Source organism: Pseudovibrio exalbescens DSM 16456 (assembly GCF_000422785.1).
GTDB classification, from domain to species: domain Bacteria; phylum Pseudomonadota; class Alphaproteobacteria; order Rhizobiales; family Stappiaceae; genus Pseudovibrio; species Pseudovibrio exalbescens.
In genome coordinates this window covers 1-15,467 of record NZ_AUGS01000009.1, presented here as the reverse complement: position 1 = coordinate 15,467, position 15,467 = coordinate 1, and the positions used below count along the sequence as shown (strand labels likewise).

Annotated in this window: 11 protein-coding genes; 7 read left to right on the top strand and 4 right to left on the bottom strand. The window is 56.2% G+C overall.

The features are described from left to right. Positions 1–13 precede the first annotated feature (13 nt). Complete coding sequence (locus tag G512_RS0108270) at positions 14–568, top strand: DUF1178 family protein (protein WP_028481318.1); 555 nt, start codon at positions 14–16, stop codon at positions 566–568. A 63-nt stretch (positions 569–631) separates the two neighbouring features. Here the strand turns inward: G512_RS0108270 and G512_RS0108265 are convergent, their stop codons facing one another. From G512_RS0108265 to ubiG, 3 genes are all read right to left on the bottom strand, one after another. Continuing rightward, complete coding sequence (locus G512_RS0108265) at positions 632–1,171, bottom strand: phasin family protein (protein ID WP_028481317.1); 540 nt, start codon at positions 1,169–1,171, stop codon at positions 632–634. 195 nt (positions 1,172–1,366) lie between these two features. Further along, the gene (locus tag G512_RS0108260; RefSeq protein WP_228130490.1) at positions 1,367–2,101 is read right to left on the bottom strand and encodes an alpha/beta fold hydrolase; all 735 of its coding nucleotides are present in this window, start codon (positions 2,099–2,101) and stop codon (positions 1,367–1,369) included. An 8-nt stretch (positions 2,102–2,109) separates the two neighbouring features. Continuing rightward, positions 2,110–2,871: a bifunctional 2-polyprenyl-6-hydroxyphenol methylase/3-demethylubiquinol 3-O-methyltransferase UbiG gene (ubiG, locus tag G512_RS0108255; RefSeq protein ID WP_028481315.1), complete on the bottom strand. Its 762-nt coding sequence runs from the start codon at positions 2,869–2,871 to the stop codon at positions 2,110–2,112. A 156-nt stretch (positions 2,872–3,027) separates the two neighbouring features. Here ubiG and G512_RS0108250 point away from each other — a divergent pair, with 156 nt between their 5' ends. The 6 genes from G512_RS0108250 to clpB all read left to right on the top strand — a co-directional run bounded on the left by G512_RS0108250 (position 3,028) and on the right by clpB (position 12,818). Continuing rightward, the gene (locus G512_RS0108250; protein ID WP_028481314.1) at positions 3,028–4,278 is read left to right on the top strand and encodes an aspartate kinase; all 1,251 of its coding nucleotides are present in this window, start codon (positions 3,028–3,030) and stop codon (positions 4,276–4,278) included. Positions 4,279–4,373: 95 nt separating this feature from the next. Continuing rightward, positions 4,374–6,641, top strand: a complete 2,268-nt coding sequence (gene ptsP / locus G512_RS0108245; RefSeq protein ID WP_028481313.1) for a phosphoenolpyruvate--protein phosphotransferase — start codon at positions 4,374–4,376, stop codon at positions 6,639–6,641. An 89-nt stretch (positions 6,642–6,730) separates the two neighbouring features. Next, positions 6,731–7,804, top strand: coding sequence for a peptide chain release factor 1 (gene prfA / locus G512_RS0108240; RefSeq protein ID WP_028481312.1), 1,074 nt, complete (start codon positions 6,731–6,733; stop codon positions 7,802–7,804). A 6-nt stretch (positions 7,805–7,810) separates the two neighbouring features. Next, positions 7,811–8,683, top strand: a complete 873-nt coding sequence (prmC, locus tag G512_RS0108235; RefSeq protein ID WP_028481311.1) for a peptide chain release factor N(5)-glutamine methyltransferase — start codon at positions 7,811–7,813, stop codon at positions 8,681–8,683. A 416-nt stretch (positions 8,684–9,099) separates the two neighbouring features. Then, positions 9,100–9,942: a DUF4167 domain-containing protein gene (locus tag G512_RS0108230; RefSeq protein WP_073833049.1), complete on the top strand. Its 843-nt coding sequence runs from the start codon at positions 9,100–9,102 to the stop codon at positions 9,940–9,942. 293 nt (positions 9,943–10,235) lie between these two features. Beyond that, positions 10,236–12,818 carry an ATP-dependent chaperone ClpB gene (gene clpB, locus G512_RS0108225; RefSeq protein WP_028481309.1) on the top strand — a complete coding sequence of 861 codons (2,583 nt, stop codon included), beginning with the start codon at positions 10,236–10,238 and terminating at the stop codon, positions 12,816–12,818. Positions 12,819–12,888: 70 nt separating this feature from the next. Here clpB and G512_RS0108220 read toward each other — a convergent pair whose 3' ends face one another. After that, on the bottom strand, positions 12,889–14,853 hold the full coding sequence (locus tag G512_RS0108220; RefSeq protein ID WP_028481308.1) for a M23 family metallopeptidase: 1,965 nt from the start codon (positions 14,851–14,853) through the stop codon (positions 12,889–12,891). Positions 14,854–15,467 lie beyond the last annotated feature (614 nt).

The following is a 15,467-nucleotide window of genomic DNA, read 5'->3' as shown; positions in this document are numbered from 1 at the left end:
AGGAGTAAGGAATTTGATCAACTACGCCTTGGTTTGTGATAGCGGGCACCGTTTTGACGGGTGGTTCCGAAACTCAGCAGACTTTGAAGCACAGGTGCAACGTGGCCTGGTGGCATGCCCGATTTGCGAGTCCACCAAGGTCTCAAAGGGGTTGATGTCACCCAACGTTTCAACCTCGCGGACCCGCTCCAAAGCGGAGGCTGAAGCACAGGCCGCGCGAGAAACAGCTACTGCAGTGCCTTCGCAAGAGGCGTCTGCATCCGCCAGTCCGGCGACCGGAGCCGCGGCTGTACCCGCCACGGCGGGGGCGGCCCCGCAGCCGAACATGGCGCTCAACTCGGAAAAAATGCGGGAGTTGGTGGATGCGATACGCTCTTTCCGTAAACAGGTTACCGAGAACGCAGAAAATGTGGGTGACCGGTTTGCAGAAGAAGCGCGCAAGATGCACTACGGTGAGGCCGAAGAGCGCGGGATTTATGGCCAGGCGTCGGTCGACGATGCGCGGGAGCTGTTGGAAGAGGGCATTGATGTGCTGCCTCTGCCAGTCCTTCCGGAAGACCGGAACTGATCTACCATCACCGTGCGATACTTGTTCGGCACGGTGATGGTTTCACAACCCTGACAGTGTCAGTCAATTTGAGCTGGACGAGGCCTCTTTCGCGGTGCTCTGGGTTTTGCTGCGGCTATTGGCGGCCCGGCGGGTTGTGCCGCTCTTTGTGCCGGTGGAGGACGGTTTGGGCGGTGCGAGAGCTTCTTCTGCAGCCTTGAGGCCCGCCAGGCTGTCCGTCAAAGCGTCTGAAGCTTGTGCCGTGTTTTCGCTCATGGTCTTGGTCAGGATGTGGACCTGTTCGGCGTTGTGGTCACGGTAATCTTCAAAGGCGCTCTGCCAGAACTCCGTACAGATGTGAGCGACTTCCGCCCCGTTTGGACAATTCCAGAGATTGCGCATGTAGGCAAAACGTTCATCCATGCGATGACGGATGAAGTCCATTTCCTTGTCGGCCATTTGTTGGGAGGCCTTCATCATGGCGCTTTGCGTCTGCATGAGTGTTTCAAGTGGACCGACGGTCGACTTCTCCAATCCCTCGGCCCAGGTGCGCCATGGAGCACCAGTCAGTGTGCTGTTCCACATTTCCATGGCATCTTTGAATTGGTTGTCGAAATTGAACATTGAACCCCCCGCTTGGTTGGTGTGCGTTCTTGCGTGGCTGGTTTACCTCTCCATTCGCCCGAAGGAATCTCGCCGTCGGGCGCACCTGCTGCGATCGGCAGGTGACCCTAGGGTAACCCAGCAGTGTTGCACTGCACACTATTCAAAAGTAGGGGCTTGCGCGGCTACACTCAAAAAGGGCACGCAAAACGCGGATCAACCACGCAGCATCCAGGCTTGCAGGGCTGAAATAGTGGCGCGTGGTTGTTCCAGTGTGGCCAGATGGCCGCATTCGGGCACGGTGACCAGCTCACTGTTTGGCAAGGCTGCGTTCATTTCTTCTGCCCGCTCCATTGGGGTGATCTGATCACTATCGCCAATCAAAACCAGCGCGGGGCAATTGACGGCCTTGAGGTTCTCCCGCTGGTCAATGCGCGTCAACATTGCCGTTTGTTGCCGAATGAACGCTTCGGCGCCGACTTCCTGTGCCATGTCAATGACGGTTTGCTTCAGCTCACTGTCGTCGTAACGGTGCGGGTGCACCCAATTCGGATATAGGCCGGGCACGATTTTATCGTAGCCTCCGTCTTGGGCGATGCGGATCTGCTTGTAGCGGTTCTCGCTTTGCTCCGGGCTGTCCGTGCGAGCGTTGGTGCTCATCAAGGCAAGTCGTGTGACGCGCTTTGGCGCAAGCCGTGCCACTTCCATGGCCACATATCCGCCCATGGACAGGCCGGCGAGAGCAAACGTCTCTGGCGCTTGCGCAAGCAGTTGTTCGGCCATGCCCGTAATCGTATCGGCGTTACATGTGTCGGCGATCATGAGCGGTTGATCCATGAAGGCTACAATTTGCGGTGCGAACAGCGCATTGGTGGCCGCCAGACCCGGAATGAATACCAGAGGTTCATCGGTGACGACTTTCTTCATGCGTTCCTGTTCAAAATCAATCATCTTGGGCCTCAGGTTTCGGGTTTGCTTGCAATCACCATGTAGTTCACATCCAGATCGCGGGTGCGGTACCACGAGTCCGTCAGCGGGTTGTAACTTACCCCGGAGCGCTCGAAAATGTGCATGCCGCCAGCGGTAATGGGCGCGGCGAGTTCGTCCGGAGTGACAAGTTTTTCGTAGGAATGCGTGCCTCTTGGCAGCCAGCGAAGCACGTATTCAGCGCCGACAATCGCCAGTGCATAGGCTTTCAATGTTCTGTTGATGGTTGCAACGAACATGAGGCCACCGGGTTTGACGAGCCGGGTACATGTTTCCATGAACAACGGCACGTCTGCCACGTGTTCCACCACTTCCATATTGAGAACAACGTCGAATTGCTCTCCGGCAGCTTCCAGTGCCTCTGCTGTTTCAGCGCGGTAATCGATGTCCAGACCAGACTGTTCGGCATGCAGCTTGGCCACCGCGATGTTCTTTTCAGAAGCATCTGCGCCAACCACCTCTGCACCCATACGGGCCATGGGTTCGCTCAGCAGTCCGCCGCCACAGCCGATGTCGAGAAACCGCAGCCCTTCAAGTGCGGTCGGGGACTTTTCGTCGCGGCCGTAATGGGCTGCCACATACTCCTTGATGTATTCAATCCGCACCGGATTGAACTTGTGCAGTGGGCGGAACTTGCCTGTCGGGTCCCACCATTCGGCGGCGATCGATGAAAAGTGGTCGATTTCGGCCTGATCGACAGTTCCGGATGGGTTGGTGGGTTTTGAGGCGGTCATGCTGTGAGAACTCCAACTTATTCAGTTCACTGGTGGGTCGCTGAAGCCTTTTTGTCAAGCCACTGGTTGCGATGGAAGGGCGGGCACTGTATGCATGAGCGCCAACTGTGGCAGTTTGTACTGTGCTTCAAGGCCCTCGGAGGAAAATGGGAAGCGATGGCCCGTTTGGTTATGAAATTCGGCGGCACGTCTGTTGCCGACCTTGATCGCATCCGCAATGTAGCGCGGCATGTGAAACGTGAAGTTGATGCCGGTCATCAGGTCGCTGTGGTGGTCTCCGCCATGGCTGGTGTAACAAATACATTGGTCGGGTACACAAAAGAGGCCGCCGCGCTGCATGATGCGCGTGAATATGATGCGGTCGTGGCATCCGGTGAGCAGGTCACATCCGGGCTTCTGGCTATTGTATTGCAGGACATGGGCGTTGAAGCTCGGTCTTGGCAGGGATGGCAGATTCCAATCCATACAAACGAAGCGCATGGCGCTGCGCGGATTGAGCGAATCGAAGGCGAGACCGTGATTGAACGCCTCGAGCGGGGGCAGGTTGCGGTGGTCGCCGGATTCCAGGGACTGGCACCGGATAACCGTATTGCCACGTTAGGACGCGGCGGCTCTGATACCAGTGCAGTTGCGCTGGCGGCGGCAATTCATGCTGATCGCTGTGACATCTACACGGACGTTGACGGTGTTTACACCACGGACCCACGTATTGTGCCCAAGGCGCAGCGGCTCGAGCGTGTCTCCTTCGAAGAGATGCTTGAAATGGCCTCGCTGGGTGCCAAGGTGTTGCAGGTGCGCTCCGTGGAAATGGCGATGGTACATGGCGTGCGGACGTTTGTTCGCTCCAGCTTTGATGATCCGGAAGCCCCGCAGGCCGGCAACGGCGACCTGCCGAAGGGCACGTTGATCTGTGATGAGGACGAGATAGTGGAACAGGAAGTTGTCACCGGCATTGCCTTCTCGAAGGACGAAGCGCAAATCTCCATCCGAAATGTGGCTGACAAGCCCGGTGTGGCCAGCAATGTTTTCGTGCCGCTGGCTGAGGCGAATATCAATGTGGACATGATTGTTCAGAATATTTCGCCGGACGGAAAGACAACCGACATCACCTTTACCGTACCGCAGACGGATTATGACCGTGCCCGCGCGGTTCTGGAATCCAAGGCCAGCGAGATCGGTTATCAGACACTCGAGGGCACAACGGATGTGGTGAAGGTGTCGGTGATTGGCATGGGAATGCGCTCTCACGCAGGTGTAGCGGCGGATTGTTTCCGTGGCCTTGCCGAAAAGGGCATTAACATTCGCGCCATCACAACATCGGAAATCAAGATTTCAGTCCTGATTGATTCTGCCTATACGGAACTTGCGGTGCGGACTCTGCATTCGCTATATGGTCTCGACGGTTAATTGAGGTGATTCGACAGTTTGCCGGTGGCTGTATTACACTGTGACAGCCGCTGGTTTAACTCAGCTCGGACGACAACGGATAGGTAGGACAGGGTATGCGCAGCAGCTTGGCCGGACCGCGCGTTCTCTTGCGTCGCCTTCGCGAGGTGATGGCAGAACCCATCAATGCGCAGGAACGTCTCGACAAGATTGTTCGGCTTATTGCAGCGAATGTCGTTGCCGAAGTGTGTTCTGTCTACATTTTGCGTGCCGATGGCATTCTGGAGCTTTATGCGACAGAAGGGCTGAACAAGGACGCAGTTCACCAAACAGCGCTGCGGGTTGGCGAAGGGCTTGTGGGGCTCATCGCTTCAGATGCCCGGCCATTGAACTTGCCGAACGCCCAAGCCCATCCAGCGTTTGCCTACCGTCCGGAAACCGGAGAAGAAAGCTACAACTCTTTCCTTGGCGTGCCTATTCTGCGCGCCGGTCGCACGCTCGGCGTGTTGGTGGTGCAGAATATGGCCCACCGCACCTACTTCGAAGATGAAGTCGAGGCTCTGCAAACCACGGCAATGGTTATTGCAGAGATGGTGGCTGCCGGCGAGTTGGAAGCCATTGCCCAGCAGGGAACGACCATCGATCTCGTTCGGCCACTGCACCTGAAAGGGGTGCCGCTGTCGGATGGGGTCGGGCTGGGCCATGTGGTTTTGCACGAACCGCGTGTGGTCATCACCAACCTGATTGCCGAGGACGCAGATGCTGAGAAGGAGCGCCTAGACGGGGCGGTTCAGCGGCTGCGTTTGTCGCTCGATCATATGCTTGCCAACGGAGATTTCTCTCAGCACGGAGAACATCGGGAGGTTCTCGAAGCCTACCGCATGTTTGCTTACGACCGTGGTTGGGTGCGCAAGATCGAGGAAGCAATCCGCAATGGCCTGACGGCCGAAGCAGCGGTTGAGAAAGTGCAGAGCGACACCCGCGCCCGGATGTTGCGTCAGACTGACCCTTATTTGCGAGAGCGTCTGCACGATCTGGATGACCTGGCGCTGCGTTTGATCCGCGAGTTGATGGGCCGCGGGCATGGCGCGTCCGAGGAAGAGTTGCCTCAAGATGCCATCATTGTTGCCCGCAACATGGGGGCGGCCGAGCTTCTGGACTATGATCGGGATCGCATTCGCGGCCTTATTCTGGAAGAAGGCGGCCCTACCAGTCACGTCACCATTGTGGCGCGGGCGCTTGGCATCCCCACAATCGGTCAAGTGGAGGACATCGTTTCACTTGCCGAAACCCGCGATGCAGTGATCGTTGATGGCGAAGTGGGGCAGGTCTTCCTGCGTCCCGCGCCGGATGTTGAGCAGGCATTTGCCGACAAGGTTCGTTTTCGGGCCAAGCGTCAGGCGCAGTACAAGAGGCTGCGGGACAAGCCAACCGTTACGCTGGACGGGACGGACGTTACATTGCAGCTCAACGCGGGCCTGCTGGTTGACCTGCCCAGCATGAATGATGCGGGCGCGGCCGGTGTGGGATTGTTCCGGACTGAGCTGCAGTTCATGGTGGCCTCTTCCTTCCCTCGGATGAAGGAGCAGCAAACGCTGTATTCCAAAGTGCTGGATGAAGCCGGTGACAAGCCGGTTACCTTCCGCTCTCTGGACATCGGTGGTGACAAAGTGCTGCCCTACATGCGGCTGGCTCAGGAAGAAAATCCCGCAATGGGGTGGAGAGCAATCCGCTTCGGGCTCGATCGGCCCGGACTGCTGCGCACTCAGATCCGGGCGCTGTTGCATGCAGGCGCCAATCGATCAATGCGGATCATGTTCCCCATGATAGCGGACGTGGATGAATTCCGCAGGGCCAAGGATTACGTCGAGCGTGAACTCAAACACTTGCGGCAACATGGTCATCCAACGCCGGAAGAACTGAAACTTGGTGTCATGGTGGAAGTGCCGGGGCTGTTATGGCAGCTGGAGGAGCTTTACCAGGAAGTTGACTTCGTTTCCGTCGGTTCTAACGATCTGTTCCAGTTCTTCAACGCCGTGGACCGCGGCAATACTTTGGTGGCGGACCGGTTTGATACACTACATCCCGGCTTCTTGCGTGCATTGAAGCATATTGTGGATGTGGGCGATCGTATGGATGTGCCCGTGACATTGTGTGGTGAGCTGGCCGGTCAGCCGCTGTCGGCGATGGCGTTGTTGGGGCTGGGCTATCGCAGCCTGTCCATGTCTCCGTCAGCTATCGGGCCTGTCAAGGCCATGCTGCGCAGTCTGGATCTGACCAAGTTCAAAGAAGCGTTTTTGCCGAAATTGGAGACGGGGCATACGCCTGAGAACATGCGTCAGTACCTCGCGGACTTTGCCGCCGAGCACGATATTCCTGTATAGCAACGTTTTGGGAAATGCAGGGCGCGGCGTGTGGTGGTCATGCCTGCGGCCCCGTTCCCTATTGGCACAAAACAAGGAGAAGCGCGCGAATGATAGCGCAAGAAAAACTGGATACACTGCTGTCGCGCTTTGACCAAATCGAGCATGAAATGGCGTCCGGCCCGGATGCCAGTGTTTATATCAAGCTGTCGCGAGACTATGCGGCGCTTGAGCCGATCATCAAGTCCATTCGCGAATTGAGAGAAGCAGAATCGGAATTGGCCGACGCGGAAGCGATGTTGTCAGACCCGGAGACCGATGCGGAGATGCGTGAACTGGCTGAAGCCGAACGCGCGGAGCTTTCAGAAAAGGTCGAGAACCTGACGCAGGTGGTTCGAGTTGGTTTGCTGCCGCGCGATGAAGCGGATTCCAACGACGTCATCCTTGAAATACGCGCTGGCACCGGTGGTGATGAGGCGGCTCTGTTTGCAGGCGACCTGTTCCGCATGTATCAGCGCTTTGCGGACCTGATGGGCTGGAAAGTGGAAGTTCTGTCGGCCAGTGAAGGCGAGATGGGGGGCTTCAAGGAAATTACCGCTGCCGTTACCGGGCAGGAAGTGTTCGCCAAGCTGAAATTTGAGTCTGGTGTTCATCGTGTGCAGCGCGTTCCGGAAACGGAATCCGGAGGCCGTATCCACACCTCCGCTGCGACTGTCGCAGTACTGCCGCAGGCCGAGGATGTAGACATTCATATCAATCCTTCGGACTTGCGCATCGATACTTACCGCGCTTCTGGTGCCGGTGGGCAGCATGTTAATACGACGGATTCCGCCGTGCGTATTACCCATGAACCGACCGGGATTGTCGTCGCCGTACAGGATGAGCGGTCGCAGCACAAGAACAAGGAGCGCGCGATGAAATTGCTGCGCGCCAAGATTTATGACGTGGAGCGCGAACGAGCGGCGAACGAACGCACGGAAGCACGTCGATTGCAGGTCGGTTCTGGTGATCGGTCCGAACGCATTCGTACCTATAACTTTCCGCAGGGCCGCGTCACGGATCATCGGATCGGGTTGACGCTCTACAAGCTGGACCAGATGATGGCAGGCGAGGCCACAGGCGAGGTGATTGATGCCTTGATCATGGATCATCAAGCCAACCTCTTGGCAGCAGAAGGGCTGTAAGACGCCATGTCCGAAGGCGCTGTCCAGACGTTTCAGCAAGCTTTCCTCGAGATGCGGGATGCGTTCCGGGCCGCGAACGTTTCAGAGCCGGATCTGGATGCGCGCTATCTGCTGGCTGCGGCCGCGGGGCTTGATCCCAAGCAGCTGCCTTTCAGATATGGCGAGGTTGCATCCGGTCTGTGTCTCAGCAAGGCGCGGGACTACATGGCGAAGCGTCTGTCTGGCATGCCGGTTGGACGTATTCTTGGCGAGCGAGAGTTTTGGGGGCTGACCTTCAAGCTCAGCGAGGGGACGCTGGAGCCGCGTCCGGACACGGAAGTCCTTGTGGAGGCTGTGCTCTCACAATATGGCCAGCCGAATAGCCACCATCGCGACTGGGTATTCGCCGACATTGGTACGGGAACTGGAGCGATCGCGGTTGCGCTTTTGACTGAACTTCCAAATGCATTTGCTGTGGCTGTGGACATCAGTTCGGACGCACTGCATACGGCGCGGCAAAACGCAATCCGTCACCGGGTGGCGGAGCGTATGGCTTTCGTGCGTGGATCCTATTTATCCTGTCTGGCCCACAGCTACGACTTTATCGTGAGTAATCCACCTTATATTCGCGGCTCAGTTGTCGGCACGCTGGCAGAGGAGGTGCGCAAACATGATCCAATTGTGGCATTGGATGGCGGTCCGGATGGGCTGGATGCATACCGGGAGTTGATTGGAGAGGCGGACAAAGCGCTTAAATACGGCGGGTCGTTGTTTCTTGAGATCGGTTGGGATCAGATGTTCCCATTGCGTCAACTTATTGAGCAAAATGGCTTCTTTTTCGCTGGGGGGCGGCAGGACTTGGCCGGAAACGACCGTGTGGTTGTCATGAATGTAGATTAGTCCGCTGGTTGTTGATGAATTCCGAAAAAAGGCCTTGGAAATCGAAGCAGAACAAGCTACGTTCTTCTCGCCGGCTGATGTTACCAGCGATTAGCTGCATCGGGGCGGGCTCTCATAAAATTGAGAAAAGCCCACATAATAACGCCGATAACTTGTATGCTACAAACAAATCGGCAGTCCCGTGTATCGTTGCGTAAGACTGAGAGCGTTTTTTAACGCTTTCAATGACATTGTTGGCCTATCGCAAGACTTACATTTGACAAATCACAGGACGCAATGCGTTGAACAAGACGCGTGGCCTGCATTTGCGAACACGACAGATCTATTGAAACGGCATATGGACGTTCCAAGGGAAGCCACTTGCCCTATGGAAGATCAGCTTCTGCTGATCGCCGTTCGTGAAAGTTAACGGCATAATGAGACCAGGAAATCAGAATAACAAACGTATGCGTGGCCGGGGCCGCAAGGCGCCCAATCCGCTGACCCGCACTTACGAGTCCAATGGACCGGACGTCAAAATCCGGGGCACCGCGATGCATATTGCTGAAAAGTATCAGCAGCTTGCCCGCGATGCTCAGGCCTCGGGGGACCGTATCGTCTCCGAAAACTACCTTCAGCATGCCGAACACTATTCGCGCATCGTTGCGGCGGCTCAGCCACAGCAGAACCAGCAAGCGTCCAACAACAATGCTTCGCCGCGTTCCGAGGATGAGAACAATGCGCCGCAGGCCGCCAATGGTCATGATCAGGCCGCTGCCACCAGCAAGGCAAAGTCCAGCGATGCAAGCGAAGATCAAGGTCAACCGGTAATTGGTCTGGATACGCCCCAGCCTTACATTGAAGACCATGATGGCGGGGCAGTCGGTGACCAGAAGAAGGTGAATCCGGAAGGTGACGAAACGCCGGCAATGTCTTCGTCTGATCAGGGAACTGATGAGGACGGGGCTTCTGCGGATGACAAGCCAAAGCGCCGGACGCGTGGTACACGAGGTCGCGGTGTTCGTCGCACCAGTGCGGCGCCTGTCGCGGCACTCCCTGAGGAAAGCGATAATTCTGAGGCACCCGCCGAGAGTTCGGGTGATGGAGAGCAATCTGCTGAAGCAACTGACGCGGACGCTGCTCCCAAGGCCAAGCGTACGCCGCGCGTGCGCACCCCGCGTGTCCCCCGTTCTCCGAGGACAACACGTGCCCGCCGTACCAAGGCTACCGACGCCGACGCGGCTCCGGCAGCTGAGGCCACAGAAGGCGCAGAAGGGTAAGTTTGCCCTCTGAAGCCCTGGTGACGTGCGAAGAGCAAGGTTTTGGTTTGTGCTTTACAAGCCATGAGTTGGTTGAAAAAGCTAAGCTTTGCATCGATCACGTCAGGTCTCGTAATCCATAGGTAGATATCATGGCCCCCAAGAACTTGTTCTTGGGGGTCTTTTGTTGTCAAATTGCAACATTATATCAATGGAGCGAAGCGGAAGGCTTCGTTCCGGATGCTCATGAGCGAGGTTCGGAATTTCCATGTGCTGGCCATGCTTCGGGTGGTGCAGCGACACAGGAGAGTTCTATGGATTTCGAAAAGTACAGTGATAGAGCCCGCGGCTTTGTTCAATCAGCTCAAACCTTTGCCTTGGGGCAAGGGCATCAGCAATTTACTCCTGAACACGTTCTGAAAGTCCTACTGGATGACTCGGAGGGTCTGTGCGCCGGGCTTATTGAGCGTGCAGGCGGTCGGGTGGCCGACGTACGGTTGAAAAATGATGCCGATCTGGCAGCGCTGCCCAAGGTTAGTGGGGGCAACGGTCAATTGTATCTGGCGCCGGCTACTGCTCGTTTCTTCGATCAGGCTCAAAAAGTGGCCGAAAAAGCTGGCGACTCGTTTGTTACGGTTGAGCGCATGCTGCTGGCCTTGGCGATGGACAAGGAGAGTGCCGCTGGTCGTGCCCTTCAGGATGGGGGTGTAACGCCCAACAGTTTGAACGAGGCAATTAATGAGCTGCGTCAAGGACGAACGGCGGATTCGGCTGGTGCGGAAAACCAGTATGACGCGCTGAAAAAGTACGCGCAGGATCTCACCCAGCAAGCCAAGGATGGCAAACTGGACCCTGTAATCGGACGTGATGACGAAATCCGCCGTGCGATCCAGGTGTTGTCCCGTCGTACCAAGAACAACCCTGTTCTTATTGGCGAGCCTGGTGTTGGTAAAACAGCCATTGCAGAAGGCTTGGCACTGCGTATCGTGAACGGCGATGTGCCCGAGTCCTTACGCGACAAGAGGTTGCTTGCCTTGGATATGGGAGCGCTGATTGCCGGCGCGAAATATCGCGGTGAGTTCGAGGAGCGGTTGAAGGCTGTCCTGTCGGAAGTTCAGGCCTCCAATGGCGGCATTGTTCTGTTCATTGACGAGATGCACACGCTTGTTGGCGCAGGCAAGTCGGATGGCGCTATGGATGCGTCGAATCTGCTCAAGCCAGCGCTTGCGCGCGGGGAGTTGCATTGTGTGGGTGCCACCACACTGGATGAGTACCGAAAGCACGTGGAAAAGGACGCTGCCTTGGCGCGCCGGTTCCAACCAGTTTTTGTCAGCGAGCCGACAGTTGAGGACACCATTTCGATCCTGCGTGGGATCAAGGAAAAGTATGAGCTTCACCACGGCGTGAAAATCGCGGATAGTGCTATCGTTTCGGCGGCCACGTTGTCCAATCGCTACATTACTGACCGGTTCCTGCCGGACAAGGCCATTGATCTGGTCGACGAGGCTGCCAGTCGTTTGCGCATGCAGGTGGATTCCAAGCCCGAGGAACTGGATGAACTGGACCGGCGCATCATCCAGATGAAGATCGAGCGTGAAGCCCTGAAAAAGGAAGAGGACAACGCGACAAAGGATCGTTTGGCCAAGCTGGAAAAAGAGCTGAGTGATCTGGAAGAGCAATCACGGGCCATGACCCAGAAATGGGAGGCGGAAAAGAACAAGCTCAGCAGTGAGCAAAAAGTCAAGGAGCGGCTTGACGAAGCCCGCATCGAACTGGAAAAAGCACAACGCAGTGGCGACTTGGCGCGTGCGGGTGAGCTGGCTTACGGCGTGATTCCGGATCTGGAAAAACAGCTGTCTGTTGCTGATGAAGAAGATCAGGATGCTGACGCCATGTTGCGGGAGACAGTTGACAGCGAAAGCATAGCTCATGTGGTGTCACGGTGGACTGGCATTCCCGTTGACAAGATGCTGGAAGGGGAACGCGAGAAGCTGCTTCGTATGGAAGATGAACTGTCCAAGCGGGTTGTTGGCCAGCAAGAGGCTGTTCACGCTGTCTCGACTGCCGTACGGCGGGCGCGAGCCGGCTTGCAAGATCCGAACCGGCCCATTGGATCCTTTATGTTCCTCGGCCCGACCGGTGTGGGTAAAACCGAGCTGACCAAAGCCCTTGCCGCCTACCTGTTTGATGATGAAACCGCCATGGTTCGCATCGACATGTCCGAGTTCATGGAAAAGCATAGTGTGGCCCGCCTCATTGGGGCTCCTCCCGGCTATGTCGGTTATGAAGAGGGGGGCGCGTTGACGGAGGCTGTCCGCCGCCGTCCCTATCAGGTTGTTCTGTTCGACGAAATAGAGAAGGCGCATGGAGATGTCTTCAACGTCTTGCTTCAAGTTCTCGACGATGGGCGTCTGACAGATGGCCAGGGTCGGACAGTGGATTTCCGAAACACGCTGATCATCATGACCTCGAATATGGGCGCTGAATTCTTGGCGGCTCAGGGCGAGGGCGAAGATGCCGAGGCGGTTCGTGGACCCGTGATGGAGGCCGTGCGGGCTCACTTCCGTCCGGAGTTCCTGAATCGTTTGGATGAAATCATCCTGTTCCATCGCTTGAAGCGGAGCCAGATGGCCGAAATCGTCGAAATCCAGCTAAGGCGTCTGCAGCGTTTGTTGGATGAGCGCAAGATCACGCTGACGGTGGATGAAGATGGTCTGAAGTGGCTTTCTGACAAAGGTTATGACCCCGCGTATGGGGCGCGGCCCTTAAAGCGCGTCATTCAAAAGCAGGTCCAGGATCCGTTGGCGGAAATGCTACTGGCTGGCAAGATACAGGATGGTCAATCGATTACCTGTTCTGCTGGAACAGACCGCATGTTGTTTGATGTGGCCAAGTAATTCGGGATCTTGGTTCTCATGAAAAGGGGCGGCTCCAGGGCCGCCCCTTTTTTGGTACTATTTTCGTCGGTCAGTTATTGATGGCTGCGAATTGCTGGTTGGGAGTACCTTGAGTCAGCAGCGCATCAATGCGGTCCCGTTCGCGCTTGAAGGCTTGCAGCACTTCCCCTTCCAGGTTCCGCCCCTTCGGCAGTTTGATCTTCATCGGGTTCACGAACCGGTCGTTAACTTTCACCTCGTAGTGCAGGTGGTTGCCGGTAGACAGCCCTGACGAGCCAACATATCCGATGACCTGGCCTTGATGCACTTTGCCGCCTTGTTCAATCCCGTCGCCAAAGCGGCTCATATGACTGTAGGTGCTGACATATCCGTTGGCGTGCTGGATCCGGACGTGGCGTCCGTAGCCCCCGGTCCAGGCGGCTCGAATGATCGTGCCATCGCCAGAGGCGAGAATAGCGGTTCCTCTCGGCGCAGCCCAGTCAACCCCGGTATGCATGCGGCGGGTCTTGTTGATCGGGTGGCGGCGCATGCCAAAGCCCGATGTGAAGCGTCCCCCGGCAATTGGCTTGCGCAAGAGAAACTGCTGAGCACTCAGGCCGTCTTCATCGTAATAGTCGACCGTGCCATCCTCTGGGTTGCGGAATCGATAGAACCGATGAACCCGACCATTCGCTTTCAGGGATGTATACAGAATTTCAGAGACCGCCTCTTCTTCACCTTCGGTCAGGCCGTAGAAGACGCTGATGGCATCGCCGGGACGGACCGTGGAATTATAGTCGACATCAAAGGAGTAGATTCGAAGCAGTTCGTTGATCAAAGCCTTGGGGATCTCGTTTTCCAGGGCGGTTTGGTAGATGCTGTCGTAGTAGGTCGCAGTCGGGTTGCCTGTACTGCGCGGTGTGTCCAGTTGATTGAACGCCATGGCACGCAGGGAAGTGGATGGTTCCGCGGCTGCGATGAACTGCCCTTCGTCGTTGCGGGCGATTGTTCCAAGGTGTTGTTCGTTTTCGTAGATGCTGACGCGCAACAGCCGTCCTTCGGCATGTTCGGCGCGTTCCGGATCGAGGGCAAAGCGCACGATTTGCCCTGCCTCAAGCACATCCAGACCGATGTCTTCCTTGAAACGGGTCACGATCTGATTTGCTTCCAGCTGCGATCCTTCGTAATCCAGAATCAAGTCCAGCAAGTTGTCCTCGCTGCGTACCGGATGGATTTTTTCCTCAACGGTTGTTGCTGCTTGCGGTGAAACCGACATGGCCTGAAAGGAGACATTTTCTTCCGTAATCCGAACTTTCAGGTTGTCGAGGTCCATCTCCATGATGGGCGCAAAGCGTTGCGGCTCAGGAGCGTAACTGGGAATCGCCGCGATATCGGTGCGATTGTCGACCATGAACAGGGCCGCCTTTTTAACCTCCTCGAAAACGTCTTCTTCCGGTTTGGTGTCAACAGCGGACAACCCAAGGGCGCTCATTGGGAAGTCGCGTTGGGAAATCGTTACTTCCCCTTCTACGTCCGCGCCATAAATTGCATCGCTGGTTACTTGAATCGGCGCGATGTCCTCTCCTTGGTACATGGCGATCGGATCAAATGGGGGGATGTCGAGCGCATCATCGGAGGATTTCTGTTCGATAAGGCTGGCGGAAACCAGAGCGTAGGGCTGTGCCCGCACATGGTCACGACCGTCTTCACGCCTTACCACGTTAACGGGTATCACCACCCGATTGGAAAAGCCCGCATCTTCACGGGTCAAGCGGTCACCTTTGCCGCTACCGTGCGTAGCAATCTTCTTTCCGGCGCTCTTCTGCTCGGCTTGATAAGGGGTAGAAAGGCTGTATTGGCCATCAAGCGACGCCATGAGAGCTCCGCCCATGAGTACGATGGACGTGATCCCCGTCAGCACCGTGCCCACAAGCCATCGAGCGTTGAGTGCGTGGGCTGGGTCTGCGGTGTGTGCAGTCGTGTCTACGCCAAGCGCCGGGACCGTGCCCAGGTCAACCTGCGCGGTACGTATGGACGTGGTGTGTCCTGCATGCATCTTGATTTGTTGTTCCCACCCTAATCGCCAAAATCGTTCATGCCCTCTTAAAGAAAGCGAGTAGCGTCATGCCCCAATTGCTACCATCCTCTTGTGCCTTCAGATTACGGCCGCAATTTGGCCAAAGCCAAGCCCCCATTACTACTGTGTAGACCTGCTGTAAACGGCGGCGACTCTGACGAATACGTCAAGCGAAAAATGCAGAAGTTCAAATTGAAATGGCGGCCCTGTGAATTTTATGAAGTTTTTATATCATCCTCGTTGACACCTCCGGCTGTGGCGCCTATAACCCGCTCCACGCCGCCGGGACGGGGTGCTTGAGCGCTTCTGGTTGGTGGCAAAAAGATAAGGGTTTTCAAGGCATTTGCTTTGATCTTGTCTAAAGAGGCTTTTTGCTTCGGTTCATTGACAATTTTATATTGAGAAGGAAGAGAAACGCAGGCGGCGGTTTTTGTTTTGATGCGTGTTGTGCAATGCACGACGATAAAGACGAAAGCTTAGCCAGACAGGCGTTTTTCTTGAAAGTTACACCTTTAGGATGCTTTTGGCATCTTTAAGTTTGTGTTTCTCGTCGGCAAGCGCTCTTTATGGGTGTTTGTTTGATTTGAGATTTT

Coding starts and splice junctions, on each gene's coding strand:
- G512_RS0108265 (WP_028481317.1), bottom strand. CDS start 1,171: ATGTTCAATTTCGACAACCAATTCAAAGATGCCATGGAAATGTGGAAC.
- G512_RS0108260 (WP_228130490.1), bottom strand. CDS start 2,101: ATGATTGATTTTGAACAGGAACGCATGAAGAAAGTCGTCACCGATGAA.
- ubiG (WP_028481315.1), bottom strand. CDS start 2,871: ATGACCGCCTCAAAACCCACCAACCCATCCGGAACTGTCGATCAGGCC.
- G512_RS0108250 (WP_028481314.1), top strand. CDS start 3,028: ATGGCCCGTTTGGTTATGAAATTCGGCGGCACGTCTGTTGCCGACCTT.
- ptsP (WP_028481313.1), top strand. CDS start 4,374: ATGCGCAGCAGCTTGGCCGGACCGCGCGTTCTCTTGCGTCGCCTTCGC.
- prfA (WP_028481312.1), top strand. CDS start 6,731: ATGATAGCGCAAGAAAAACTGGATACACTGCTGTCGCGCTTTGACCAA.
- prmC (WP_028481311.1), top strand. CDS start 7,811: ATGTCCGAAGGCGCTGTCCAGACGTTTCAGCAAGCTTTCCTCGAGATG.
- G512_RS0108230 (WP_073833049.1), top strand. CDS start 9,100: ATGAGACCAGGAAATCAGAATAACAAACGTATGCGTGGCCGGGGCCGC.
- clpB (WP_028481309.1), top strand. CDS start 10,236: ATGGATTTCGAAAAGTACAGTGATAGAGCCCGCGGCTTTGTTCAATCA.
- G512_RS0108220 (WP_028481308.1), bottom strand. CDS start 14,853: ATGCATGCAGGACACACCACGTCCATACGTACCGCGCAGGTTGACCTG.